22 protein-coding genes are annotated in these 25,135 nt (G+C 45.6%); 13 read left to right on the top strand and 9 right to left on the bottom strand.

Annotated elements, in window-relative coordinates; genetic code table 11:
* The first annotated feature begins 90 nt into the window (after window positions 1-90).
* The 3 genes from secA to IDZ20_RS02680 are packed head-to-tail and all read left to right on the top strand — an operon-like array spanning window position 91 to window position 5,069.
* A complete protein-coding gene (secA, locus tag IDZ20_RS02690) occupies window positions 91-2,799 on the top strand; it encodes a preprotein translocase subunit SecA (RefSeq protein ID WP_188149890.1) in 2,709 nt (902 codons plus the stop codon).
* 40 nt (window positions 2,800-2,839) lie between these two features.
* Entirely contained in the window at window positions 2,840-4,060 is a 1,221-nt protein-coding gene (argJ, locus tag IDZ20_RS02685; protein ID WP_188149889.1) for a bifunctional glutamate N-acetyltransferase/amino-acid acetyltransferase ArgJ, read from the top strand.
* 37 nt (window positions 4,061-4,097) lie between these two features.
* On the top strand, window positions 4,098-5,069 hold the full coding sequence (locus IDZ20_RS02680) for a Nudix family hydrolase (protein ID WP_188149888.1): 972 nt from the start codon (window positions 4,098-4,100) through the stop codon (window positions 5,067-5,069).
* 25 nt (window positions 5,070-5,094) lie between these two features.
* Here the strand turns inward: IDZ20_RS02680 and IDZ20_RS02675 are convergent, their stop codons facing one another.
* The 5 genes from IDZ20_RS02675 to pilB are packed head-to-tail and all read right to left on the bottom strand — an operon-like array spanning window position 5,095 to window position 9,737.
* Window positions 5,095-5,292 (bottom strand): DNA gyrase inhibitor YacG, encoded by a 198-nt coding sequence (locus IDZ20_RS02675; protein ID WP_188149887.1) that lies wholly within the window; start codon window positions 5,290-5,292, stop codon window positions 5,095-5,097.
* Window positions 5,289-5,897: a dephospho-CoA kinase gene (coaE, locus tag IDZ20_RS02670; RefSeq protein WP_188149886.1), complete on the bottom strand. Its 609-nt coding sequence runs from the start codon at window positions 5,895-5,897 to the stop codon at window positions 5,289-5,291. The genes IDZ20_RS02675 and coaE overlap by 4 nt, the downstream gene beginning before the upstream one ends.
* Window positions 5,898-5,901: 4 nt before the next feature.
* Window positions 5,902-6,783, bottom strand: a complete 882-nt coding sequence (locus IDZ20_RS02665) for a prepilin peptidase (protein WP_188149885.1) — start codon at window positions 6,781-6,783, stop codon at window positions 5,902-5,904.
* A 2-nt stretch (window positions 6,784-6,785) separates the two neighbouring features.
* Window positions 6,786-8,003: a type II secretion system F family protein gene (locus tag IDZ20_RS02660; protein WP_188149884.1), complete on the bottom strand. Its 1,218-nt coding sequence runs from the start codon at window positions 8,001-8,003 to the stop codon at window positions 6,786-6,788.
* A 6-nt stretch (window positions 8,004-8,009) separates the two neighbouring features.
* Window positions 8,010-9,737, bottom strand: coding sequence for a type IV-A pilus assembly ATPase PilB (gene pilB, locus IDZ20_RS02655; protein WP_188149883.1), 1,728 nt, complete (start codon window positions 9,735-9,737; stop codon window positions 8,010-8,012).
* A gap of 471 nt (window positions 9,738-10,208) precedes the next feature.
* On the opposite strand from pilB, the gene IDZ20_RS02650 reads away from it, so the two are divergent.
* The 8 genes from IDZ20_RS02650 (at window position 10,209) to IDZ20_RS02615 (ending at window position 18,969) form a co-directional block, all read left to right on the top strand.
* Window positions 10,209-10,646 (top strand): pilin, encoded by a 438-nt coding sequence (locus tag IDZ20_RS02650; RefSeq protein WP_188149882.1) that lies wholly within the window; start codon window positions 10,209-10,211, stop codon window positions 10,644-10,646.
* A 65-nt stretch (window positions 10,647-10,711) separates the two neighbouring features.
* Window positions 10,712-12,598, top strand: a complete 1,887-nt coding sequence (locus IDZ20_RS02645; protein ID WP_188149881.1) for a hypothetical protein — start codon at window positions 10,712-10,714, stop codon at window positions 12,596-12,598.
* A 27-nt stretch (window positions 12,599-12,625) separates the two neighbouring features.
* Window positions 12,626-13,480, top strand: coding sequence for a glycosyltransferase family 2 protein (locus IDZ20_RS02640; RefSeq protein WP_245792066.1), 855 nt, complete (start codon window positions 12,626-12,628; stop codon window positions 13,478-13,480).
* 159 nt (window positions 13,481-13,639) lie between these two features.
* On the top strand, window positions 13,640-15,364 hold the full coding sequence (locus IDZ20_RS02635) for an ATP-binding cassette domain-containing protein (RefSeq protein WP_188149880.1): 1,725 nt from the start codon (window positions 13,640-13,642) through the stop codon (window positions 15,362-15,364).
* Entirely contained in the window at window positions 15,365-16,129 is a 765-nt protein-coding gene (locus tag IDZ20_RS02630; RefSeq protein WP_188149879.1) for a class I SAM-dependent methyltransferase, read from the top strand.
* A gap of 61 nt (window positions 16,130-16,190) precedes the next feature.
* A complete protein-coding gene (locus IDZ20_RS02625) occupies window positions 16,191-17,075 on the top strand; it encodes a glycosyltransferase family 2 protein (RefSeq protein WP_188149878.1) in 885 nt (294 codons plus the stop codon).
* 8 nt (window positions 17,076-17,083) lie between these two features.
* A complete protein-coding gene (locus IDZ20_RS02620; protein WP_188149877.1) occupies window positions 17,084-18,211 on the top strand; it encodes a glycosyltransferase family 2 protein in 1,128 nt (375 codons plus the stop codon).
* 35 nt (window positions 18,212-18,246) lie between these two features.
* Window positions 18,247-18,969, top strand: a complete 723-nt coding sequence (locus tag IDZ20_RS02615; RefSeq protein WP_188149876.1) for a sulfotransferase family 2 domain-containing protein — start codon at window positions 18,247-18,249, stop codon at window positions 18,967-18,969.
* 61 nt (window positions 18,970-19,030) lie between these two features.
* Here IDZ20_RS02615 and IDZ20_RS02610 read toward each other — a convergent pair whose 3' ends face one another.
* Both IDZ20_RS02610 and IDZ20_RS02605 read right to left on the bottom strand, forming a co-directional pair.
* Entirely contained in the window at window positions 19,031-20,020 is a 990-nt protein-coding gene (locus IDZ20_RS02610; RefSeq protein ID WP_188149875.1) for a glycosyltransferase, read from the bottom strand.
* Window positions 20,021-20,221: 201 nt separating this feature from the next.
* Window positions 20,222-20,917 (bottom strand): class I SAM-dependent methyltransferase, encoded by a 696-nt coding sequence (locus IDZ20_RS02605; RefSeq protein ID WP_188149874.1) that lies wholly within the window; start codon window positions 20,915-20,917, stop codon window positions 20,222-20,224.
* Between the two features lie 494 nt (window positions 20,918-21,411).
* On the opposite strand from IDZ20_RS02605, the gene IDZ20_RS02600 reads away from it, so the two are divergent.
* On the top strand, window positions 21,412-22,539 hold the full coding sequence (locus IDZ20_RS02600) for a UDP-galactopyranose mutase (RefSeq protein WP_188149873.1): 1,128 nt from the start codon (window positions 21,412-21,414) through the stop codon (window positions 22,537-22,539).
* A complete protein-coding gene (locus IDZ20_RS02595; RefSeq protein WP_188149872.1) occupies window positions 22,532-23,638 on the top strand; it encodes a glycosyltransferase in 1,107 nt (368 codons plus the stop codon). Before IDZ20_RS02600 ends, IDZ20_RS02595 begins: the two co-directional genes overlap by 8 nt.
* Before the next feature lie 78 nt (window positions 23,639-23,716).
* On the opposite strand, the gene IDZ20_RS02590 is transcribed toward IDZ20_RS02595, so the two are convergent.
* Together IDZ20_RS02590 and IDZ20_RS02585 are read right to left on the bottom strand one after the other, a co-directional pair.
* Window positions 23,717-24,805: a UDP-N-acetylglucosamine 2-epimerase gene (locus tag IDZ20_RS02590; protein ID WP_188149871.1), complete on the bottom strand. Its 1,089-nt coding sequence runs from the start codon at window positions 24,803-24,805 to the stop codon at window positions 23,717-23,719.
* A partial coding sequence (locus IDZ20_RS02585) for a nicotinate-nucleotide diphosphorylase (protein ID WP_425443409.1) occupies window positions 24,802-25,135 on the bottom strand: 334 nt, incomplete at its 5' end. The genes IDZ20_RS02590 and IDZ20_RS02585, both read right to left, overlap by 4 nt.

Raw genomic sequence — 25,135 nt, 5'->3', positions numbered from 1 at the left:
CTAATGAGGTCGCTCGGTCCGTAAAACTCTGTATCATACACACCTAAAAAATTGGGCTGATAAATGGCCCCTGCAACAGTTGGAATTCTTATGTTAAGAAAAACTTTCCGCTCTATATTCGGTTCTAAAAACGACCGTGAACTAAAGCGCATGGGTAAGATTGTTAAGCGTATAAGTGCTTTGGAAGAGACCCTCCAAGGCTTAAGTGACGACGAGCTTAAAGCAAAGACGGCCGAATACCGTGCACGCTTTGAAGCGGGTGAGACACTTGACCAACTGTTGCCGGAGGCTTTTGCAACGGCTCGTGAGGCCAGTAAGCGTGCGATGGGAATGCGCCATTTTGATGTACAGCTTATCGGTGGTATTACGCTACATGAAGGCCGTATCGCTGAGATGAAGACGGGTGAAGGTAAAACCTTAGTGGCAACACTAGCGGTTTATCTGAATGCGATTCCCGGTACGGGCGTGCATGTCGTTACTGTTAACGATTACCTTGCTCGCCGTGATGCTGATTGGATGCGTCCAGTATATGAAGCGCTTGGCCTTACTGTTGGTTCAGTTGTGTCGATGCAGGCTCCAGAAGACAAACGCGCTGCTTATATGTGTGATATCACTTACGGCACAAATAATGAGTATGGTTTCGATTATCTCCGCGACAACATGGTGTTGCGTAAAGAAGACCGTATGCAGCGCCCTTTAAACTACGCCATTATCGATGAGGTCGATTCGATTCTTATCGACGAGGCGCGCACGCCGTTGATCATTTCTGGGGCAGCGGAAGATAGCTCCGCCCTTTATCGCAAGATAAATACATTGGTTCCGAGCTTAAAGCGCCAAGCTGAAGAGAGCGAGGAAATCGGTCACTACACGATCGACGAAAAAACACGACAGGTGGAGCTGACTGAAGAAGGTCACCAGCTAACAGAAGAGCTATTAATTGGTGAAGGCCTTCTTGGTGAAAACGAAAGCCTCTACTCTGCATCGAACCTAGGCCTGTTACACCACATGCATTCTGGGTTGCGGGCACACGCCTTATATCACCGCAATGTTGAATATATTGTGCAGGACCGGCAGGTGGTGTTAATCGACGAGCATACTGGCCGTACTATGCCTGGGCGTCGTTTGTCTGAAGGTCTACATCAGGCGATCGAAGCGAAAGAGGGTGTCGATATTCAAGCCGAAAGTCAGACAATGGCATCTACTACCTTCCAGAATTATTTCCGCCTCTACTCAAAATTAGCGGGTATGACGGGTACGGCTGATACCGAAGCGTTTGAGTTTAGACATATTTATGGCCTTGATGTGGTGGTTATTCCCACCAATAGAGAAGTAATACGAAAAGATATGAACGACCTTATCTTCCTGAATATGGATGATAAGTACGATGCGATTATTGAAGATGTAACGGAATTTCGAGTTAAGAACGCGCCAGTACTTGTGGGTACTGCATCGGTTGAGACGTCTGAAGAAGTCTCTAGCCGGTTGACTAAGGCTGGCGTTCAGCACGAAGTACTCAACGCAAAAAACCACGAACGCGAAGCCGATATTATCGCTCAGGCGGGTCGTCCTGGTGCGATTACCATTGCGACGAATATGGCTGGTCGTGGTACCGATATTAAGTTGGGTGGTAATTGGGAGGTTGAAGTATCGAAGCTTGATAATCCTACCGAAGAACAAATTGCCGCAGCCAAAGCCGATTGGCAGAACCGTCACGATATGGTTATTGCCGCTGGAGGTTTACATATCATCGGGACTGAGCGTCACGAATCGCGCCGTATCGATAATCAGTTGCGTGGCCGAGCGGGGCGCCAGGGCGACCCAGGTTTATCACGTTTTTACTTGTCGCTTGAAGATAACCTGATGCGTATTTTCGCCTCTGATCGTATGCGCAGCATCATGCAAACGCTCGGCATGGAGCAGGGTGAAGCGATTGAGCACCGTATGGTGACCAATGCCATTGAGAAGGCCCAGCGTAAAGTTGAAGGCCGTAACTTTGACTATCGTAAGCAACTGTTGGAATACGATGACGTTGCGAACGATCAGCGTCGCGTTGTTTATACCCAGCGAAATGAGTTGTTGGATGTAGAAGATATTGCCGAGGCAATTGCGGGGATTCGTGAAGACGTTATTCACGATCAGGTCGCCACTTTTATTCCACCTCAGTCGGTGGAAGAACAGTGGGATATTGCTGGTTTAGAAAAAACCTTTGAGCAAGATTATGGAATTAAGGTTCCTGTTCAGCAATGGCTAGATGAAGATAGCAAGCTGCACGAAGAGACCTTAAAAGAAAAATTGCTGGTGGTTATGAATGACTACTATGCGGAGAAAGAGACCAAAATCGGCCCCATTATGCGTACTCTGGAAAAGCAACTCATGCTGCAGGTGCTAGATACCCTGTGGAAAGAGCACTTACAGAGTATGGATAGTTTGCGCCAGGGTATTGGTTTGCGCGCTTACGCACAGCGCAACCCTAAGCAAGAATACAAGCGTGAGGCGTTCGCCTTGTTCGAAGAAATGCTGCAAACATTGAAGCACGATATTACCCGAGTGCTGTATCGTATCGAGCCCATAAGTGAAGAGCAGTTGGCGGAAATGGATCGCCGTCGTCGCGCTGAGGCGGAAGCGCTAAAAATGCGGATGCAGCACGAAAGTGTGAATGCCCTTGAACAAGAGCGCAATATAGAAGAGGTTCAGCCGGATCGCCCTTATGTCCGCGATGGCAAAAAAATTGGCCGAAATGATTCCTGTCCTTGTGGTTCAGGTAAAAAATATAAGTCGTGTCACGGTAAGTTAGTTTAATCGCGACCGATAAGGTTCAACTCAATTTAGAGCAGAGAATATGGCGGTAGGTGAAATAGCGCTGGGGCCGATATACCCGGTTCCCGGTATTCGCTTGGGGGCGGCAGCGGCGGGCATTAAGCGAAAAAATCGTGACGATGTTTTGTTGATCGCCCTAGATGAAGGTTCGAGTTGCGCGGGTGTGTTTACCCAAAATGCTTTTTGCGCGGCGCCAGTAACCATTGCGCGACAGCATTTAGATACCGCCGCAACGCGGTATTTACTGGTTAACTCCGGTAATGCAAATGCCTGTACGGGAGCACCTGGAACGGCTGCCGCTTTTGATACTTTGCGTGCAGTTTCGTCACTCGGCGATGTTCCTATGGCGAGCGTGTTGCCATTTTCGACTGGCGTTATTGGTGAACTGTTACCGGCACAAAAAATTATCGATGCGCTACCTGAAGCGTTTAGCGCGCTGACTGAAGATGGTTGGCAAGCGGCCGCTGCAGCGATTATGACGACGGATACACGACCCAAGCTCGCGAGTGTTAAGTTGGATATTGAGGGTGCTGAGATTGTCGTTACGGGTATCGCCAAGGGTGCAGGTATGATTCGCCCCAATATGGCAACCATGTTGGGTTATATCGCTACTAATGCCAAGATTGATCAGTCGCTTCTGGTGCAGCTTTCTCTGCAGGCGGCAAACAAGTCTTTTAATCGCATCACGATTGATGGCGATACCTCGACCAACGACGCTTGTATCTTGATGGCCTCAGGCTGTTCAGAGATGACGGAAATAAGCTCGGCAAACAATGCCGGCTATCAGCTGTTGCGGAGCGCAATCATCGAGGTGTATCAATCCTTATCGCAGCAGATTGTGCGCGATGGCGAAGGTGCGACCAAGTTTGTAACCATCAATGTGACTGGTGGTGAGAACCTGCAAGAGTGTCTCGATATTGCCTATTCCATAGCTCACTCGCCACTGGTAAAAACCGCTATGTTTGCGTCCGATCCGAACTGGGGGCGTATTGTCTGCGCTATTGGTAATGCCGGTATAGCCGAGCTTGATGTCAGTAAGATCGATGTTAGTGTTGGCGGCGTAAAAATTGTCGAGCAAGGCGGACGCTGTTCGAGTTATCGGGAGGAGGCTGGGCAAGCGGTGTTTAGTCAGCCTGAGTTTGCGATCGATATTAGCTTGGGGCGCGGTGATTTTAGCGAAACCATCTGGACCACCGATCTATCTCACGAATACGTAAAAATTAACGCGGAGTATCGTACCTGATGCAGTTTCAGTCGGCGTTGGCAAGGTATCAAACCCTGTGACGGCGGAACTTGATTCAAGCCTCACGAAAGCTTCAAGCGCTGTTAAGGTTGCAGTTGGCGTTGTGTTTAACTCTGCGGGAGACGTATTGATCGCACGGCGTACCAATACCGATCACTTGGCAGGTTACTGGGAGTTCCCCGGCGGCAAAATCGAGTCGGGTGAAACCGCTACGGTCGCGCTAGCGCGTGAGTTGGCAGAAGAGGTGGGTATCCGAGTCGAGCATTGCCGCCCGTTACTCACTATTTCACACCAGTATGCGGAAAAATTTGTGGTGCTGGATGTGCGTCGTGTCGACGCCTTTTCCGGCGAGGCGGTTGGCCTTGAAGGGCAAGAAGTACGCTGGGTGAAACCGGCTGAACTGTTGCAATACCAGTTGCCTGAGGCAAATAAGCCAATCGTTACCGCGGTTAGCTTGCCATCGCAAATGCTTATTACCGGTGTGTTTGTTAACGAGCAGGACTTGCTGAACAAATGTATAAGTGCGACTGACCACGGTTTTTCACACATTCAGTTTCGTGCGCCTTGGCTGCCGCCGCAGAAGTACGTAGAGCTACTAAAGCTTTTGGATCGGGAGTTGCGACCGCGCGGTGTGAAAGTCTTCGCAAATACTAATTTTCAACTCTGGGGCATGTTCGATTACCCCTACAAGCATCTATCAAGTCATCGGCTGTTACAGTTCAGTAAAGATCAGCTGCGGCAAACTGAACTCATATCCGCGTCTTGTCATAATCTGCAAGAGTTACAGTCGGCTGAAAAGCTGGGTGTAGATTTCGTTTACTTTTCGCCGGTAAAGTTTACCCGTAGTCATCCACACGCGGAGCCAGCGGGGTGGCAGGCGCTTATTGATTTTTGTGCCGAGGCGACGGTGCCGGTATATGCATTAGGTGGTTTGGGCAGTGATGACCTAGTTCAGGCCCAAGCGAGCGGAGCGCAAGGTGTTGCTTCTATCTCTGCCTATTGGCGGTAGCATTACCGACAATACCTACACTAGGCTAATCAAAATCTCGCTGCTCAGACCATAGTTCGTCCTCAACAGATTCCCCTTCTATACGTTGGTTTTCCGACGCCCAATCACCAAAATCAATCATCTTGCAGCGATCGCTACAAAAGGGTCGGTGCGGGAATTCTTCTGTCATTAAGACTGGGGATTTACATACAGGGCAGGCTACAGATAGCGTTTTTACGGTCATGGGCTCAGTGCGTTTAATAGCGAGTGATGGAGTTCGACAACTTGCAGCTGAGTTTGCTCACGGCTGCCAGAGTTGTCGATAACGTAATCGGCCTGCGCTAAACGCTCAGTGCGAGTGAGTTGGCTAGCGATAATGGCTCGTATTTGATCGGCGCCCACTTTATCGCGCTGTGTGGTCCGCTGCAACTGCAGTTGTTCGCTGATATCAACCACTGCAAGCTGATCTACTTTGTCCCGTTGCTTGGTTTCCAATAGCAGTGCCGCTGAATAAATCACATAGGGTTGAGCGGAGTTTGCAGCAGCGGTGATTAGGTCGGAGGTAGTGCGTGCTTGTATGGCGGGGTGTAGCAGGTTTTCGAGCCACTGTTTTTCGAGTGGTTTAGCGAAGATAATTTCTCGTAGGAGGGCGCGATTCAGCTCTCCGGTGGCTTGCAGGATACCTGCGCCAAAATGATCCTGAATGCGCGCTAAGCATTCCGAGCTGGGTTCTACGATCTTACGCGCGACAAGGTCGGCATCTACAACGCTAACCCCCAGGGTTTGAAAACCGTCAGTAACAAGGGTTTTCCCGCAACCGATCCCCCCCGTCACACCGAGTACAAACATGCTGCTAGGGCTGTAGTAGCTGCAGATAGCTGTTGGTTAACATCTCGCCCCAGAAAAACGCTACCCAGCCAGCAACGGCAAGATAGGGGCCGAAAGGGATAGGGATATTCTTATCGCGCCCCTGAATGATAATGCCCGCGATACCAATAATGGCACCGACTAAGGCGGATAAAATCACAATAAGCGGCAACATTTGCCAGCCCATCCAAGCGCCTAGTGCGGCAAGTAGTTTGAAGTCGCCGAACCCCATACCATCTTTGCCAGTCGCCAGCTTAAACAGCCAGAAAACGCTCCATAACACGCCGTAACCGAACACTGCACCCAGAACCGCGGAGTTCAGATCGGTATAGATACCACCAACATTCGCTAACAAGCCCAACCAAAGTAGCGGAAGTGTTATTGAGTCGGGTAGTAATTGGTGGTCGACATCAATCATGGTGAGCGATATTAAACACCAAGTGAAAATGAGCGCTAAGCCACCTGCAGCCGTCAAACCAAATTGGTAGATACAGAAAGCCGTGAGAGCGGCGCTGACAAGCTCAATAATGGGGTAGCGCAAAGATATAGTAGCTTTACAGCTGGCGCATTTTCCGTGGAGTAACAGGTAGCTAAGTACGGGGATATTTTGCCATGCTTTTACTGGCGCCTTGCACTGGGGGCAGTGCGAGTTTGGGAAAGCAATATTAAAGGTTTCGCCGCTGTCGTCATCCCCTTTGGGGTTTTCTTCTAAGTACTGTACACACTCCTGACGCCAGTTTCGTAGCATCGAAACAGGAAGGCGGTAGATCACCACATTGAGAAAGCTGCCGACCACCAAGCCCAGTAGGACAACACTAAAAAGAATGTAGAGTGCCATGTTTAAATCGACGGTGTCGAAGAGTCCCATGTTTAAACCACCTGGCCCATTTGGAAGATGGGCAGGTACATGGCGATCATCAAGCCGCCAACCAAAATGCCGAGCACGGACATGATAAGCGGTTCCAATAATGAGGTGAGGCTATCGACGAGGTTATCTACGGCCTCTTCGTAATAATTTGCGACTTTGCTTAGCATTTCATCTAGCGCGCCAGACTCCTCACCAATAGCTGTCATTTGCACCAACATAGGCGGAAATCGATTTGTGTTTGCGATCGCAGTATTTAGTTGCGTACCAGTGCTTACTTCGTCTCGAATTCGGATAACGGCGTTCTCAAACAGGGAGTTGCCGGTAGCCCCTGCTACCGATGAAAGGGCATCAATAAGGGGAACGCCTGCGGCAAATGTCGTAGATAGCGTACGGGCGAAGCGAGCGATGATTGATTGGTAGATGATATTGCCAACAATTGGGACTTTTAAGATGTAGCGATCGGAGGCGTCGCGAACTGTTTTACTTCTTGCTTTTAGTTTGCCAAACCCGTAGATACTTGCTGCGGTTATGATTATTCCCTGCAGCCAGTAAGCTTGGGCGAGCTCAGATAAATGTAATACGAAAAGCGTAAATGCCGGTAGCTCTGCACCGAAACTACCAAAAGTTTCGGCAAATTGAGGTACAACTTTAACTAAAAGAATTCCAGTGACGACGATGGCAACCGCAACGACGGCTATCGGGTAGCTGAGTGCTTTTTTAATTTTGGCTTTTAGTTGTTCTGTTTTTTCCTTATAGGTGGCAATTCGGTCAAGCATGGTTTCCAGTGCGCCAGATTGTTCGCCAGATTCAACCAAGTTACAAAACAGCTCATCAAAATACTTAGGATGTTTACGCAAGGAGGGCGCAAAGCCGGTGCCGGCAGCCACATCTTCACGAATCGCGCCAACAAGTTCGCGAATACCTTTGTTTTCGGAGCCGCCTTTAACGATGTCAAAGCTCTGTACCAGGGGAACGCCCGCTTTCATCATGGTTGCCATTTGGCGAGTGAACAGTGCAATGTCCATAGGTTTGATTTTGGCGCTTCCGCCGCCGCCAAATAATGGCTTGGCTTTACGTTTAACATTCGACGCTCTAATGCCTTGTTTTAAAAGTTGTGCCTTCGCCATGGCCGCACTAGAGCTAGCAACTTCGCCACTAACCTTGTTGCCGCGTTTGTCCTGCCCTTTGTAAGTGAAGGTATGAGTTGATGCAGTAGCCATAGAACCTTAATCCTTAGTCACGCGATTGGCTTCTTCGAGGCTGGTAACCCCCATAGAAGCTTTGCGAAGCGCAGAAACGCGCAAGTTATTGAAGCCAGCTCGTTTAGCAGCCTCGGCAATCTGTATGGAGTTGCCGCCCTCCATTATAATGCGGGATATTTCCGGTGTGATGCGAACAACTTCATATACCCCGACCCTTCCCTTATAACCATCAGTACATTTCTCACAGCCGACTGGATGGAATAGTGTGATTTCTTCGCGAGAATAGCCTATCTCGTCGAACCCTTCTTCCGTCAAAATTTCATCTGGGATGTCGGTAGCGGGTATTTTACACGCGGCGCAGAGCCGGCGAGCGAGACGCTGCGCAATAATCAGGCTGACAGTCGTTGCTACGTTAAATGTGGGAACCCCCATATTCATAAGGCGGGTTAGGGTTTCGGCGGCGCTGTTGGTGTGTAGAGTGGACAGCACCAAGTGGCCTGTTTGAGCGGCTTTAATGGCGATTTCCGCGGTGGTAAGGTCGCGAATCTCGCCGACCATTACAATATCAGGGTCTTGCCGCAAGAATGAACGTAGCGCCTCGGCAAAGGTTAAGCCTACGCGGGTATTCATGTTGACTTGGTTGATACCCTCAAGGTTAATCTCCACAGGGTCTTCCGCTGTCGAAATGTTACGCTCAGGGGTATTCAGGATATTTAGGCCAGTATAGAGCGAAACGGTTTTACCTGAACCCGTCGGCCCGGTCACAAGAATCATCCCTTGTGGCTGTGCGAGGGTATCCATAAACATTTTCTTTTGGATGTCCTCATAGCCCAAAGCGTCGATACCGAGCTTGGCGCTAGAGGGGTCGAGAATACGCAAAACAATTTTTTCGCCGAATAGGGTAGGCAGGGAGTTAACGCGGAAGTCGATCGCGCGATTCTTCGAGATTTTCATCTTAATACGGCCATCCTGCGGAACACGCCGTTCAGAGATGTCCATTTGCGACATAACTTTTAAGCGGGCGGCAAGCCTGCCGGACAAGTTCTGTGGTGGTCGCGCCATCTCTTTAAGAATGCCGTCGGTTCTAAAGCGAACGCGGTAGCTTTTTTCGTAGGGCTCAAAGTGGATATCCGAAGCGCCAATTTTAATCGCATCCAGCAATACTTTGTTAACGAAGCGCACGATAGGTGCCTCGTCGACTTCGCCGGTTTCATCAGCGGCACCGCGATTGTCTTCATCGACCGCCTCAATGTCTAAATCGTCTAGCGAGTCTTCATCGAGGCCGCCAAGTGCTTCACCGAGTGTTTCTTCCTCGGCGTTTAAAAACCTTTCGATGGCAACGGCGAGCTTGTCTGCCTCAGCAATTAGGGCTTCGGTGTTGAGGCCCGTATTAAATTTAATTTCGTCCAGCGCGTGCAGGTTTGTTGGGTCGCACACGGCAATAAATAAGCGATTACCGCGCTTAAACAGCGGCAGCGCGAAGTGTTTGCGAATAAGTTTAGAGTCGACAATTCCTCTAGGAATCGAGTCTGAGGTAATCGCGGAGATATCGACGAGCGGAGTGCCAAACTCGTCAGCCGCTGCGGTTGCCACGGCGAAAGGGCTAACCGTGCCCTTATTAGATAGAAATATGGGTAGCGGCAACTGCTCTTTAGCGGCGGCATCAAGCGCCTTTTCGGCGTCTGCGTGGTTAAGCAGTTCGTCACGCACAAGCCTGCGCGCCAAACCACTGAGGTTAGTGACAGTGTTCATGCGGGTTTCTGTCCTGAGTAAACGATCATTTAAAGCAAGTGTTACATGCAGTTGACGGCGCCCTATATTAGGAGGCCAAAGCTTTTAAGTCAGTATTATTTAAAGTGCTAGTTAAACTCTACCACTTTTTTTAGATTCAACCAGTAACTCGCTGTAATTTTTAAACTTTTTTGTCCAAATCGGTAACAGGCGGCGGTATTTAAATATTGTATGCGTTGTTCTCCGGTAGTATCTGACCAAACTACGGCACGCGGTTTAAAGTTTGAATGGTATGTGGTGACGATATTTGGGTGCTCATGACAAAAAATGTCACTTCTAGTGCATGCGGTTAGGTAGTGTGTTTCTCCTGTAAGTCTTTTGTATGCCTCTGCGCCCTAATAATTACGGCGTAAGTGTAAAAAAAACCAACATTGGCACAGTAGTTGTATTGTTAATAGTGTCTCTTGATACCCCCCTAATGAGGATTTACAGATGAAGAAAGTAGAACAAGGTTTTACATTGATTGAATTAATGATCGTAGTTGCGATTATCGGTATTTTGGCTGCAGTTGCATTGCCTGCCTACCAAGATTATTTGACACGCGCTCAAGTTTCTGAAGCATTGGCACTTGCCGGTGGGCTGAAGACGACCGTAGGTGAGTTTTACACCGATGAAGGCGAGCTTACTAATATTCAAAATGGCTATCGTGGTATCCCCGCGGCAAACCAGTTCGCTGGAAAGTATGTTACTGGTGTGGCGATTTCTGGTGGCGTTATTACCGCGACTATGGGCAACGCAGCGTCAGCGGTTATTGCTACTAAAGTACTTGTGTTATCTCCTATTACCTCTGCTGGATCAATGGGCTGGAGTTGTACGGCTGCTGCTGGCACTGATATTGAGACCAAGTATCTGCCTACTGCGTGTAAGTGAAATTAGTGTAGCAATTTAAAAAGCCGCCTTCGGGCGGCTTTTTTACGTTTGGAACCTCTAATAATATGAAAAAAACGGTATTTGCCTTATTCGTACTTATGTTGGTGGCGTTGGTTTGCCTTTACCCAGGGTTGAGCGGTGGCTTTCTTCTCGATGATTACGGCACCTTGCCACCTTTGGGGGCTTGGGGGGGGCTCACTAGTTGGGTTGAGCTACGGGAGTATGTATTTGGCGGATTCACTGGCCCTACTGGCCGTCCCGTGTCACTACTGAGTTTTGCCTTGAATGGTGGCGCCTGGCCCGATCATCCCAGCTGGTTTTTGTCTGTTAATGTCGCTATTCATTTACTGAACGGTATACTCGCTTACTGGGTAATAGCCAAGCTACTTATTGCTGCGAGAGTTCAATCCGCTCAACTTATCGCATTTGTAACAACCGCTTTTTGGGTGCTGCACCCCGCTCAGGTGTCAACCGTTTTGTATATAGTTCAGCGGATGACGCAGTTGGAGTGCCTATTTAACCTGCTGTGTATCGCAAGTTTTATTTCGTTGCGAAACACTTTGGCTAGCAATGCGCTAACGCGCGCGGGCGCTTGGTTTTGCGTTTTTGGCGCTGCGGGTGTGCTTGCCTTGCTGAGCAAGGAAAATGCCGTCCTAATCCCGCTGCAACTACTGTTAATTGATAGATATTTAGTCTGGGCTGGTGCGCCCTGTAGTACGGCTAGCTATCGGTGGTTTCGCATCTGTTGTGTGTTGTTGCCAAGCGTGATTGTGATTGGGTACTTGGCGAATCGCTGGTATTTGTATATTGCTACAGGCCAAAGCCATTCAGGTAGAGGGTTTACGGTATGGCAGCGCCAGCTAACAGAGTTTAGGGTGGTGGGCGACTACTTGCTTTTGTATCTAGTACCCAAAATACAAACAGCGGGTGTTTTCCAGGATGGTTACCCCAAGTCAACCGGTTGGCTGTCACCTGCTTCTACCTTGATATGGTTTTTTGTACACAGTGCAATTGTGGGGGGGGCCGTATGGGCCAGAAAGAAACTACCCGTAATCGCCTTCGGTGTTTTGTGGTTTTACGTTGGTCATTTGCTGGAGTCCACAGTGATTCAACTGGAGTTAAAGTTCGAGCATCGTAACTACTTACCGAGCTTGGGTTTTGCGCTGTGCATGGCCTATGGTTTAAGTCGCTTGCCCCTACCAAGAAAAAGCCAGCTAGGGGTAATGTTGGCTGTTGGCTTGTACTACAGTGTTTGCCTGTTTATGCGTGCAAGCCTATGGGGGAACCAGTTGATGGCGGTAGATGTTTGGGCGCGAGAGAACCCGAACTCTCACCGCGCGTTAGAGTTTGCCGCGATGGTGCATCTTAGGCACCCCGATGGCCGCCCAGCTGCGGTAGCTTACCTGCAGCGCGCGCTAGCGCTTTCAAACGAAGATCCAGCGGTCGAGCTTAAGCTTATAACCTATACTTGTGATTATCTTGCGGTTACTCCGCAGCAGGTTAGCTCCTTAGAGCAGCGCCTTCCTTCTGCACCAATGAACTGGCAAATAGGCGACCTAATGGCAGTTATAGGTGGTGCAGTAATAGAGCGCCGCTGCATTGGGGTGGCAGCTGAAGAGTTTCGGCGGCTAATAAATGCCAGCTTAAAAAACCCGCATTTTAGCGCAACGCGTGTAACCTATAAGCTCTGGTTCGAATGGATAAAAGTCGATCTGGCAGTCGGAGACCCTGAGCGAGCTGCTCGTAACGCAATGAATGTATTCGGTAAGCCGAATGTGCCACTAGGTATTGTTATGCGAGTAGCCATTATGCTGGCTTCGTCGGGAAACCCGGAGGCAGGGTACAAAATAATAGATATCGCGTTAACGTCAGGGGGCGCGAGTCTAGGGTCATCCGCATTTTTAATTAGCCAGGCGAAAGAAATTCGAGAAAATATAAAGCGCGATCTTTAAAGATCAGAAAAATAATGAGCTGGGCCAATGAATATGAAGGTTTCTGTTGTAATACCTGCGAAGAATGAAGCAGAAGGTCTCAAGACTTTTTTACCCGAGCTGGTCGGCGTGCCGGAGGTTCATGAAATAATCGTGGTGGACGACGGTAGTGCAGACTCTACTGTTGCTGTATGTGAAGAGTTTGGAGCAACTGTTTACTCACACCCTTATAGTATGGGTAACGGTGCTGCGATAAAGACCGGTGCAAGAAAGGCAACCGGTGATGTTATTGTTTTTATGGATGGCGATGGGCAGCATTCGCCAAAAGATATTCCGCGCCTGTTAGCTGAGTATGAAAAAGGCTTTTCAATGGTGGTTGGCGCTCGAGGAAAGGGCTCTCAGGCAAGTGCTGGCCGTTGGCTTGCAAATAGTTTCTACAATAAATTTGCGGGTTGGATGACTGGGCGGAACGTAGAAGATTTAACTTCGGGCTTTAGGGTGGCAAACGCAAAAAAGTTTAGGGAGTTTTTGCCATTGTTACCCAATGGGTTTTCATACCCTACAACCTCGACCATGGCTTTTTTCCGGTCTGGGTATGGCGTAAGTTATGTACCGATAAATGTGAAGGATCGTGTTGGGACTAGTCATATAAGAATAGTAAAAGATGGTGTGCGGTTTCTGCTCATCATATTCAAGGTCGGGACTCTTTACTCGCCGTTAAAGGTGTTTTTTCCGGTTAGCCTGGTGGTGTTTTTAATGGGATTTAGCTACTACGCGTTTACTTTTTTCACTGCTGGTCGGTTCACCAATATGAGTGCATTACTTTTCACCACGTCGTTAATGATATTTATGATGGGGCTTATTTCGGAGCAAATTACCACGTTGTTGTATACGAAGAAGTAGAAAACCAAGGTAGATTAAGGAACCCTGGATGTTGGGGGATTAGATTTTTCGCTAAAATAAGCCGATGACTCTCGATTTGGTAGGGCGGTCGAATGGCTTATACACGCAAAAACAATTGAGGCCCCTATATCACCATAACTTTTCAATTAAGGTCTCGTAGTGTCACATTATTCCTTTTATCGCCAGTGTATGTCGTATCTCACCTCAAGAGAGCAGCGGGACTATTACCTGGTTTTGGTGCTGGGAGTTATGTCAGCCATGGGGGAACTACTGGGCTTGGCATCGATTGTCCCTGTGATTACGGTGATTACCGGATCGGAAATGCCCGTTTATATGGATCAGCTTACTGAATATACCTCGCATGACTTGGCTGTGAGTACACTAGGTGCACTATGTATATTAACTCTAATTCTGAGCGCAATAATTAATGCGACATACTCATTTGCCAGAAATCGTTACGCTATGAGAGTTGGTGCAAGGCTTTCGACGGCGGCAATTCGGAATTACCTGTCTCAAGATCCGGTTTTATTTTGGAGTAGAAGTGAAGCCGAGTTTTCTAGGAATATTGGAGATGTAGGTGGACGAGTCTCAATGGGGGTTGTACAAAATTCTTTGCATATGGTGTCTAGGTTTGCGCTGACCGCCATTGCTGCTGCCGGACTGCTTTGGATTAACCCGCTTCTCACGGTGGCAATTTGTTTGACTTTGGCAGTGCTCTATACCCTGATTCATGTCAGTATAAAAAATTATATACAAGTAGCAACCTTAACTATATTTTCCGACTCTAAATTTCTACACCGAACTAAAATAAATTCATATAAAGCTTTCAGGTTAGCGAAAATCAGCGGGGCAGAGAATTACGTTGCGGATATTTTTTCTCATTATCGAAAGCGTTCAGCAAGGCTTTCCGCCAATATCAGCATAATGGGCGAGTTACCTAAGAATGTTATTGAAACGGCGGGTTTGGTGGTGCTTGTCGTGATGGCTCTTATTATGGATCGCTCGATAGTGTCTGATAAAATTATTCCCAATATGTCGATATTTGCGTTAGCTGCCTACCGTATTCTCCCATCGCTACAACAGATATTTCAGGGATATAATAACCTCACTGCTGTAAAGGCATTGGAGCCAACGATTGCCAATGCCCTAGAGGAAAAAATCGACAATAAGATTTCTGCGAAAGCCATGACGAATGGAGCTGAAAAAACTCAATTTAACATTCTAGAGCTAAAGACTTTAAGTTTTAGTTATCTAGCGTCTGGTCGCGAGCTTTTTAAAAGCCTCAATCAAAAAATGGAATTAAAGGGCGTCTGGGTGCTACAGGCTCCCTCAGGAGCTGGGAAAAGTACGCTGTTCGATCTGTTGATGGGCTTTCAGCGGCCAATAAAAGGCAGCGTTCAAGTCGATGGCGTTAATCTAGCAGATCTGAAAAATGAATGGTGGGAAAATATATCGTACGTTCCGTCGAGTTATGTTTCGTTTGGAAGTAGTCTAAAGTCAGAGGTTAGTTTTGGCCGTGTGGGTGAGGTCGATAACCATCGCTTAAAAGTTGCCCTCGATGTATCTGGGTTTTCAGATGTAATGAATCGGCATAATTTGACTGTGGATTCTTCACTGGATTGTCTGGACTTGTCTTCTGGAGAAGAGTCTAGGCTAATGATTGCGAGGGCTCTTTATCGAGGGGCAAATATTTTGTTTATGGATGAAGCTCTATCAAAGCTGGATCTACTGTCGGCTAAGGCCGTTCTAAGTGCTATTCAGGAAGAATATACTGGCATGTGTTTATTTATTGTCACGCATCGTATTGAAGAACTTTCCGATGTGAACTATCAATCAATACTTCTAACTTCGGACTCAAGTAAAGTGGTAGAGAGAGTAGAATAAATGAAAAAAGTTCTTTATAAGCTATTTATTAAAATACTATTGCCGTTTCGTGTTGCTATCAGGTTCGAGATTAAGCGAGAGCTGAAAGTTATTTCTGATCAGAATGCTGAAATTCTGAGAGAGCTTAAATTAATCGATAAACGTCAAAACCTTGCGCATAAAATCCAGTCTGAAGCTAGTAGATCTACGGCTAATTTTATAATCGAAAAAATGAACTCAGCAAAGCTCTTTGACGATAAACTTAAATTGATAGATTATGCTTTGGCTCTGACCAAAAATCCACGTAATGCGATAATTCTTGAGTTCGGAGTGTTTGAAGGTGAAACACTAAACTATATGGCATCAAAATGGCTTGGTAAGCTTTACGGGTTTGATAGTTTTGAAGGCCTTCCTGAAGATTGGCGGGCTGGTTTTGGAAAAGGTTTTTTTGCTACGGGTAATATACCAATAGTGCCAGAGAATGTTGAACTCATTAAAGGTTGGTTTGAAGAAACGTTACCAAAATTTGTAGAGAGTAATGAAGAGGATATTGCAATAGTGCATATTGATTGTGACCTCTATAGCTCAACTAAGACGGTTTTTGAAGTGTTATCTGGAAGGTTGAAGCCGGGTACTTTAATTATTTTCGATGAATACTTTAATTATCCGGGGTGGGAAATGGGAGAGCATAAGGCGATGCTTGAATTTGCTAAGTCAAAAAAAGTTGGTTTCGAATATTTGGCGTACAATCAAATGCATGAGCAGGTTTTGGTTAGGCTTATTTGACGAGTATTTAAAAAAACCTTCCTCAGATAGGTCGATTTAATAACATTTTTTTAGGTGGTTCATGAGAGTTGTTGCGGTAGTGGTAACCTATAATAGAGTAGAGCTTTTGAAAGAAACGCTCGATGCAATTCTTTCAAATAATACCCTAGTTTCTGAAATTATAGTTATTAATAATGCAAGTCAGGACGGCACAAAGCAGTACCTTCAAAATTATAAGTCAGAACAGTTATTCCCTGTGCATATGGCCTGTAATCTTGGTGGGGCAGGGGGGTTTAAATATGGTATAAAGCTTGCTGAGGAAAGAGGAGCGCAATGGATATGGTGTATGGATGACGATTGCATACCGCATTCTTCTGCATTAACAGCAATGCTAGACTCTATACCTTCTTTGGGGAGGTTCGGCGAAATTGGATATCTCGCATCAAGGGTAGAGTGGGTTGATCAAACTCTATGCTTTATGAATATTCCCGTTGCGCATTGGCTTTGGTCTGATACTCATCGAGAGGTGCCAAATGCTTCCAGAATAATTGGTTCTTCGTTTGTTTCTATACTTTTAAATACAAATGCAGTAAGAACCGTTGGGCTTCCTGTCTCTGAGTTCTTCATTTGGTTTGATGATGCTGAATATAGTAGACGGATATCATCAAAATATCCTTGCTATTTAATTTCTAATAGCGTCGTAGTACATAAAACACCCAAAAACTTCCTTCCTTTAGATTATGCTCAGCTGAACGATGACTCCCTATGGAAATATAAATATGGAATTCGTAATGAGATGAGTTTTCATGTGTATAACGGGTCTTATATGAATGCGTTGGTGTTTGTGTTTAAGAATGCTAGAAGGCTATTGAAAGAAAAGAAACATAAATATATTTTATCCGTATTGGGTGCAATCATAAGTGGTTTATGTTTTAACTATAAAAAGTACATCGAGTATTCAGGGTAGGGGGGGGTATGCCACCTTTGGTTTCAGTTGTCATTCCGACATATAACTATGGGCACTACCTTCGGTCTTCGGTTCAAAGTGTATTGAGGCAAACCTACAATAATATTGAAGTTATAATTGTTGATGATGGCTCAACGGATGATACTAAAAGAGTGGTGGAGGAGTTTGGCGATAGCGTAATTTATCATTATAAGTCCAATGCAGGGTTGTCCGCTGCAAGAAATACTGGTATTGAAATTGCAAAAGGGAAGTACATACAATTTTTAGACTCAGATGATTTGCTTGGGGAGAACAGCATAGAGTCTAGGGTTGCACTCCTAGAGGTTGATGACGATGCTGCATTCGTGATTTGCCGTAATCTGTTTTTCAAGTATACGCTGGGGAAAATCCCTATACCCTGGTTGGGATGGAAGTTGCCCGATGAAGAATTATTTGCACTTGCTCTTTCATATTTTAATATAGGTCCTCCCCATGCTCTGCTTTGTAGGCTGGATGTTATCGTTGATAATCAGTTAATGTTTGATGAGTCTCTTATGGCCTGTGAAGACTATGATTTTTGGCTTAAGCTTTTCAAGGTTGGCGGTGCTCCTAAGTACTGTAATGTAGGCAGAGTCTACTACCGCAGGCACTCTCTTAGTATGTCAAAGAATATTTCACGGCAGGCGCATTTTGACAGTGTTTTAGCATATCGGGTACTCGATATGATTTCTAAAGGTGACTTTCCTGGGGACTCAAAACGCTACCTAATTACTAATTTGGCTTCTTCACTTTCGATATTTAGAGAGCTCTATTATTTAGATGAGGGCAAGGCTTTGGGGTTTTATAATAAACATATTGCTAGGCTTGTTCGAGCTCTTGATAAGGAGGCTGATGGGCTCGTTGATCTTCATTTGACGGCAATTTACCGCCTTGAAATCTATGCATTGGTAATTAAATGTACCCTCAAGGACGAATCAATTTCACGAAGTGACGCTAGATCGCTATTGTCATTAAGTGCGAGTGAAACAATCCTTTTTAGGGATTTTATTGGCAGTAATGAATCATGGTTTTCTGTCGTTGTTAAAACAATTGAATTTGTGAAGTATAGATTTTTACTTCGCTTATTTCTTTTAAAGCATAGGGCGTGTGGGCTATAGTTAAATGCTTTATGGAAGGGTGCGAGTTACTTGATATGTTCTTTTTGGTTAGTGAAAAGTATAAGTTTGTTATCGGATGGTCCGCAAAATGTGGCTGCTCTAGTTTGAAGAGGTGGTATCTAAAGCTGCATGACGTTGATGCGCCCAACAATATGACGCATCAGGTTGTAGGTTACGGGGATACAGCTTATTCGAACGTTGATTGGAGGCGTAAAGGCTATTTGGCTGACTTTAAGAAGTATGCCATTGTCAGAAACCCTTATAGCCGATTGGTTAGCGGATTTACGAACAAGTATGTTAATGAGAGAATGCCGACCAACGGCTGGAATAGTTTCCGCGAGTTTGTCGAGGTACTGCATAAAGATAGATATTTTAGGAAGGTAGATAAACATCACTTTACTCCTCAGTTTTCAGAGGCATATGAAAGCTTTAGCAAGAAGGGGATGGTATTCGACAAGGTGATTGATGTTGGTGATATGCAGCAAGGGCTATCAGAAATTAGTACGGAATTATCAATTCCCCGTGTTGTAGTTCCTCACGTTAATAGAACGAGCTATAGGGAGGCAGGCGAAATTAATATGATTTCTATATCTGAAATGACCATAAAAGAATTGCAGGCTATTGAGCACATGCCTTCTTACGAACACTTTTACAATCAGCATGCTTTGAATAGTGTAAGGGAAATTTATGGTAAGGATTTTTCAGAGCTACGAAGGTATGGCATTGAATACCCGACACCGGAATTACTTGATAGCTAATTTATTTTTTCTGTCATTCTATTATATGTAGTAGCTCGTTTTATGTTTACTGTGGGGGGCTTTAATTGTCAACCGTTTGATTTTTTTTAGTTTGATTCATTAGGACAGGTAAAATTTTAATTTGATTGTGGCGTTCGCTACGTGTAAATAATCCATGAAACATGCCTTTTGCGTAGGATTTTATTTGTGCTATTCGATACTCCTCGTAAGTTAAGGTAAAGATCGAGCGTAATAATAAAGATACGCATGTATATACAGCGCTACAGTGGCCGTGAGCGAGTCTAGCGTTCCAAATCCTGTTTCTCACGTCGTAGTATCGCCTCCACGGAGGCATTTTCAAGCAGCTAAACTTTTTCCCGAAGACTTTGATGGTATAGCGAGGTATAGCTGGATGAGTTAATCTACTATTTTTTACGGCAATTAGCTTGCCTCCATTAGTTACGCATCTGATGTTCATTTCCACGTCGTCCCCAGATATGAAGTAGTCGCTATTAGGGAGCCCGATAACAGCTAGTTTCTCTTTACTGATAGCCATCCCTAGGAACGTGATAATCGAAACCTCTTCTAGTTCCGATAGCTCAGCATATCGCGATTTAGTTTGTTGGCACGTCTTGCCGTCGTTAATAATCGGCAGTGGCCAGCATAGTTCACCAGAGGCGCTGCCTTTGGATAGTGCGACACTTCCATACACGTTGTTCGGGTCGGCAGCTGCATCTGATATAGCTTGGATTGAGCCAATCTCCGGAACCGCATCATCATCGCTCATCCATACCCAATCTATTTGCTGTTCGGTTGCCAGTAATGCTCCGCGATAAAATCCTCCGGCTCCCCCTGTGTTATTTTTTTCCGTGTAATAAGAAAAATTCCCACCCCATTGGTTTTGGTGTTTCTGTAATAGTTGTAACGTATCGTCTGTGGACGCATTGTTTACTACAATGATCGAGAAAAATTCTTCTCTCATATTGTATAGACGCTCTAGCGTAATGTTCAAATCAGCGCTTCGGTTATAGGTTACAATGACTACACATATCTTAGGTGTACAATTATTCACAGTGAATTCTCGAGTGAGCGTGAAGTAAAATTATTGGCTTGACCCTGCTAGTAGCGCTTTAATCAGTCAGCGAGTTACTCATTAGTATACATATTATAGACTAATGTTCCGCCAGTTTAGCTCCGCATAATTTTGCTTGTCTGATTCTGTCGGTGCAATACAATTATATTGATTTACTAGTGTTTCATTCTTGTTCGGTAATTATTTTTTAGCAACAAATACCATTTGGTGGCAGTGGTAAGGATCTATTTTTTCTAATGGGGGCTGCATAAAGTTCGGGAGCGGGTACAGTCCAAAGCCGTATCCTTTTACACTTTTAAAGCCTGCTAATTCTAGGTACGACTTTAAGACTCTGTAGCTAAAAACAACTAAATGACGATGGCTGGGTGTATCGCTGTCTGCATCGCTTTGCATATTGTCAGCACTTACTTTAAATAGTTCTTCTTGTTTTAATAGCATTTCCGAATCTGGGTGTGGGCCACTTGAAGGCATTTTTCCTAGCAGAATTAATGCAGCTGTAAAAAAGGTACTTATATTAGGGGTTAATAGTATGAGAGTGCCATCATCGCTAAGAGTCCGGTAACATTCGGTAATATATCGGCACGGAAATAAGAGATGCTCTAAAACAGAAAGACCAAAAATCGTATTAAACTCATTATTGTTAAAAGGTAAAGGTTTGTTTAAATCACCATGGATGATGTTAATGTTTTTTGATCGTGCTACGTTAATAAGAGGTTGGCTCCATTCTATGCCGTGGTATTCTTCCGGTTGAATATCGGTCTCTTTTTTGAGGAGAATATATTTTTGGCCTTCGCTGGCTCCGCAATCTAAGCATTTTCCCCCTTGTATTACGCTATTAATAATTTCTTGGTGCGCAAGCGCGTATGCTTCGGTCATAGTTCGATGGTATAGGTTTTTAAAGTACTTTTTTAGCATGATCGGCTCTTAAGGCGGGCGTTTGCAATTGGTAAGCTGCTTGAGCTTTGCGTTTGAGGATGTATCTTCAGTAGGGGGCCAAGAGGCGTGGCAGTGTCTTGCTGCGCTCTTGCAGTTTCTCGGCTCCCAATTACTAGTCAGGATAACTATAAAAATTTTAAAATAAAGCAAATCATGATCCGTAGTCAACACGGCGGCACCTGAAATAGCTTGTATTGATCTAATCTTCAGAGTCGAATTATTATCACTGTCGAATTCACTTTGCGAGGTAGATATCGTTGAGTGTATTGGCCTCAATTATAGGCTATCTCCCTCGTGTCACACGTGTTTGGTGGTGTCCATTTGACATTGTTTGCCCGTGCGTTATTCTTCTAGTGTCCTCCCATTCTATCTTAGTGCATATATAGCTATTATTAGTACTAACCATTTCTTATGTTCTTCATGGGTATCGAATTTTGTCCAAACCTAAATTCCTCGTAGTCGGTGCCGGTTTCGCTGGGGCAGTTATAGCCCGTGAGCTTGCCGACGCTATTGATTGCCATGTGGACGTTATTGATGTTCGCCCTCACTTGGCAGGTAACGCATACGAAAAAACCTGCTCCGAGACAGGGGCTAAATACCATGTGTACGGCCCGCATATTTTCCATACGAATGATGCAAGAATATATGACTACCTCTCACGGTTTACCGAGTGGCTTCCCTATAAACACAAGGTTTTAGCATCAGTTGAGGGGGTTGGGGACGTACCGCTCCCCGTAAATGCCGACACTATTAGCTTACTTACAGGTAAATCTATAGCCAATGCAGAGGAGTTGGAGGTTGTACTTGCCGAGGTAAGGGTAGATATTCCTAAGCCAGAGAATGCGTGGGAGTACGCGTTAAGTTATTACGGCGAGCAGGTTAGTGAGCTATTTTTTAGGCGCTATAGTTGGAAGATGTGGGGTATTGATTTGCGCGACCTCCCGGTATCGGTTTTGGCGCGTATTCCGTTTAGAACGGGAACTAACCCCTACTATTTCGATGACTCATTTCAGTCTATGCCAAAGGCGGGGTACACATCACTAATCGAAAAGATGTTGGATCACCCACGAATTTCAGTGTCTCTGAACGTACGGTTTTCCAAGGAAATGGAGCTGGGGTATTCCCACACTTTTTGCTCTATGCCCATTGATGAGTATTACGGATTCGAATTTGGAGAGCTCGGTTATCGCTCGATTGTGTTTGAGCACAGGCATGGTGAACAGTTTCCCCATGAGGTGCCGACAGTGAATTTTACTGATACTGGGCGCTATACCCGTAAAACAAATTGGGATCTGTACCCCGGGTTGGGCGGTGGCTGTGAAGCATTGGTTACATACGAAACGCCTTGTGACTACCGAGAAAATAATATGGAACGCTATTACCCAGTTAAAACTACCGATGGCCGATTCTCTAAAATTTATGAGTGTTATCGTGATGTGTCTAAGGCTAACGCTTCAATTACGTTTATTGGCCGTTGCGGCCAGTATCGGTATTTTGATATGCACCAAGTAGTCGCGAATAGTTTGACAATTGCGCGAAGGTTCCTATTAGCTCGTGGTTAAAGAAAATCGAGCTAAGCTATTGTGGTTGTGTAAAAAACGTTACATGCGTCAGGATGTAATAGATGACCGGTATGGTCGGCTTTTTCACTTGCCTGTGGAGCTTTCAGCCAATTTCGATGTTAGTGCGATTTGTATTGATTACAGGAGTCACGGGCGCCCGTTAGAAGTCTGTATTGATGGTGTGCGATTTGTTTCAGTTTTCTTGGGGCAATTTGCTTTCGGCGCGCTGGCTTTAGTGTTTTTTTTCCGTAAGTTGTTACTGCGAGAGAAGTATCATGTTGTGGTTTCCAGCTCTGATTGCCTTCAGGTACTACTTGGCTGTTATTTGGCAAAGCGGTTTGATGCAAAATTTATTGTAGATCTTTATGATAATTACGAATCATTTGGCCTAGCTAAACTGCCATTTGTTCGACGATATTACCGTAAGGCACTAAAGCAGGCTGACTTGGTAGTGGCTGTAAGTGGTACTTTAAAGAAATTTGTTGTCGGAAATTTCAACAAAAAATGTATTGTCGTTGAAAGTACGATTCAGGAGGGTATGTTTGCGCGCGTTGCTCCTGGTGCATTAAGCGAAAAAATTAGGGAGATTGGCGATGTGGTTGTTGGGGTTGGCGGCGGTTTAGACGCTGGGCATGACATCAACACTTTATTCGCAGCCATGAAGTCTATTACCGCGGACCATAAAAATATTCATTTTGTGTTTGCGGGTAAAGCATCTGCTGAGCTGTTGGCATGCTGTGATAGTAATATCCATGCAATCGGGCCGCTCAAGCACGCGCAGATGCCGGAATTTTTTTGTGCGCTAGACCTTACTGTTGTAGGGCTTGCGGATAACGATTTTGGGCGCTTTGCATTCCCGCAAAAAGCATATGAAATCCTTGCCTGCGAAACTCCCGTCGTCGTTGCCGATGTTGGTGCGCTGGCCGAGCTTTTTGTTGACTACCCGAATTTGCGGTACCGGCCTGGCGATTCCGAGTCTTTAGCTGAATGTATACTTATGCAGTTGGTGCAGCGTGAGGTGGTAGGGCTTAATGTCCCCACTTGGCAGCAAAAAGGATTAGTTCTAGCGGATCATATTGCTGCCTGTTTGGTCGAATAGCATTGCTATGCAGGTGTTGTGATCATATTTTCGGTAGGTCTCGAGATGTAGCGCAAAAATGTTTGAGGTGTCCGCGTCTTACTGATGTTTAGTGAGTGATGACAAGTAGTTCACAATGACTTGTGTCGGCGATTTTATTTGAGGGGGGGCATCTGATTTGTGATTTGGCAAATCGTCGAAAAATTGTGTGATTGTGTCGTTGTTGTAGTTGCTGATAACTACGTTATCGTTAATGCCTTCTTGCCGTTCGGTTGCTTCACGCATTAGGAGGCATGGCTTCCTTAAATAAAAGCATTCTTCTTGATTGCTCCCGCCGTCTGATACCACAAAGGTCGATGCTTGTATGAGTGTTACAAAATCTTTGTAGTCATAGCGTGGCCGTAATTCGATATTGCTGTTAGTCGACAATGTTTTGTACAAGTTGTAGCGTTTCAGCCGCTTCTCTGTTGGGCTATGCAATATAAATAAAAGTTTTGTGTGAGCGCTGATTTCTATAGTTTTATTGACAATAAATTCCAGTTTTTCTTTACTGAATATATTCTCAAATCTATGTATCGATACGATTCCAAACTTGATGCTAGGGATTGGAAGGTTTGGGTTGAGGGGTAGGGAGAGGATCGATTGTAGAGAGTCGTAAAGTGTATTCCCCTTGCTATCAATTTTTATACCGTTATATGACGCTACATTATTGATTGCCCATTCGCCAGGGCAAAAGAAATGATCGGTCATTTTGAAAACCAGAAGCCGTGTGATTTCCTCTGGGAAGGGGTGAAGTAAATTGTACGATCGGAGCCCAGATTCGATGTGCCCACAGCTCAGCCCGGAAAGCTTGCCCAGTATTGTTCCTAGTAGTGTTGAAAAAGTGTCGCCGTGGTTGAGCACGATACCGTCTCGGTCCTCCCGCCAGATTCTTTTTCGGTCAATGAGGCTGCGGTAGATAATCTTTATCATCCAAAGCAGCATCGCTGGTATAGAGTTAATATCTTTACCGCTGTGTAAAATTACATTGGGTTCTTTAACTCCGAAATTGTTACGCAAATCGTTTATAGTGTTTTGATGCTGCCCACTAAAAATAAAGTTGTACTCAATATTTCTATCCTGCAGCTCCCGCATTATTGGAGCCATTTTTATAAGCTGTGCTTTTGTTCCCAAAAAAATGTGAATCATGAGTGGGACGTCACCCTCATCGATAAATCCACAGCCATACAGTTCTTTGTCAAATCGCCAGTCGAAATAAAATCAATATCGAACGCTCGGTAAGCTTCTACCCTATCTGCCGTAACGTTCCCCGATAGCTCGATCTTTGTTTCCCCGCGTGGGATTGCGCAGGCTTGGGCGAGTTGTTCGATGGAAAAGTTGTCGAGCATTATTATGTCGGCACCGGCACTTAACGCGGCTTCGAATTCGGTTAGGCTTTCTACTTCCACTTCTACGGGTTTATTTGGTTCATTTTTACGGGCTTGGATTATGGCGTTTTTAATGCCGCCGCAGCCGAGT

The organism is Teredinibacter waterburyi, from assembly GCF_001922985.1.
GTDB classification, from domain to species: Bacteria; Pseudomonadota; Gammaproteobacteria; order Pseudomonadales; family Cellvibrionaceae; genus Teredinibacter; species Teredinibacter waterburyi.
Note: the sequence above shows the minus strand (reverse complement) of the source record. Positions and strands in the feature narration are given on the sequence as shown.

Coding starts and splice junctions, on each gene's coding strand:
- secA (WP_188149890.1), top strand. CDS start 91: ATGTTAAGAAAAACTTTCCGCTCTATATTCGGTTCTAAAAACGACCGT.
- argJ (WP_188149889.1), top strand. CDS start 2,840: ATGGCGGTAGGTGAAATAGCGCTGGGGCCGATATACCCGGTTCCCGGT.
- IDZ20_RS02675 (WP_188149887.1), bottom strand. CDS start 5,292: ATGACCGTAAAAACGCTATCTGTAGCCTGCCCTGTATGTAAATCCCCA.
- coaE (WP_188149886.1), bottom strand. CDS start 5,897: ATGTTTGTACTCGGTGTGACGGGGGGGATCGGTTGCGGGAAAACCCTT.
- IDZ20_RS02665 (WP_188149885.1), bottom strand. CDS start 6,783: ATGGGACTCTTCGACACCGTCGATTTAAACATGGCACTCTACATTCTT.
- IDZ20_RS02660 (WP_188149884.1), bottom strand. CDS start 8,003: ATGGCTACTGCATCAACTCATACCTTCACTTACAAAGGGCAGGACAAA.
- pilB (WP_188149883.1), bottom strand. CDS start 9,737: ATGAACACTGTCACTAACCTCAGTGGTTTGGCGCGCAGGCTTGTGCGT.
- IDZ20_RS02650 (WP_188149882.1), top strand. CDS start 10,209: ATGAAGAAAGTAGAACAAGGTTTTACATTGATTGAATTAATGATCGTA.
- IDZ20_RS02645 (WP_188149881.1), top strand. CDS start 10,712: ATGAAAAAAACGGTATTTGCCTTATTCGTACTTATGTTGGTGGCGTTG.
- IDZ20_RS02640 (WP_245792066.1), top strand. CDS start 12,626: ATGAATATGAAGGTTTCTGTTGTAATACCTGCGAAGAATGAAGCAGAA.
- IDZ20_RS02630 (WP_188149879.1), top strand. CDS start 15,365: ATGAAAAAAGTTCTTTATAAGCTATTTATTAAAATACTATTGCCGTTT.
- IDZ20_RS02625 (WP_188149878.1), top strand. CDS start 16,191: ATGAGAGTTGTTGCGGTAGTGGTAACCTATAATAGAGTAGAGCTTTTG.
- IDZ20_RS02620 (WP_188149877.1), top strand. CDS start 17,084: ATGCCACCTTTGGTTTCAGTTGTCATTCCGACATATAACTATGGGCAC.
- IDZ20_RS02615 (WP_188149876.1), top strand. CDS start 18,247: ATGTTCTTTTTGGTTAGTGAAAAGTATAAGTTTGTTATCGGATGGTCC.
- IDZ20_RS02605 (WP_188149874.1), bottom strand. CDS start 20,917: ATGACCGAAGCATACGCGCTTGCGCACCAAGAAATTATTAATAGCGTA.
- IDZ20_RS02590 (WP_188149871.1), bottom strand. CDS start 24,805: ATGATTCACATTTTTTTGGGAACAAAAGCACAGCTTATAAAAATGGCT.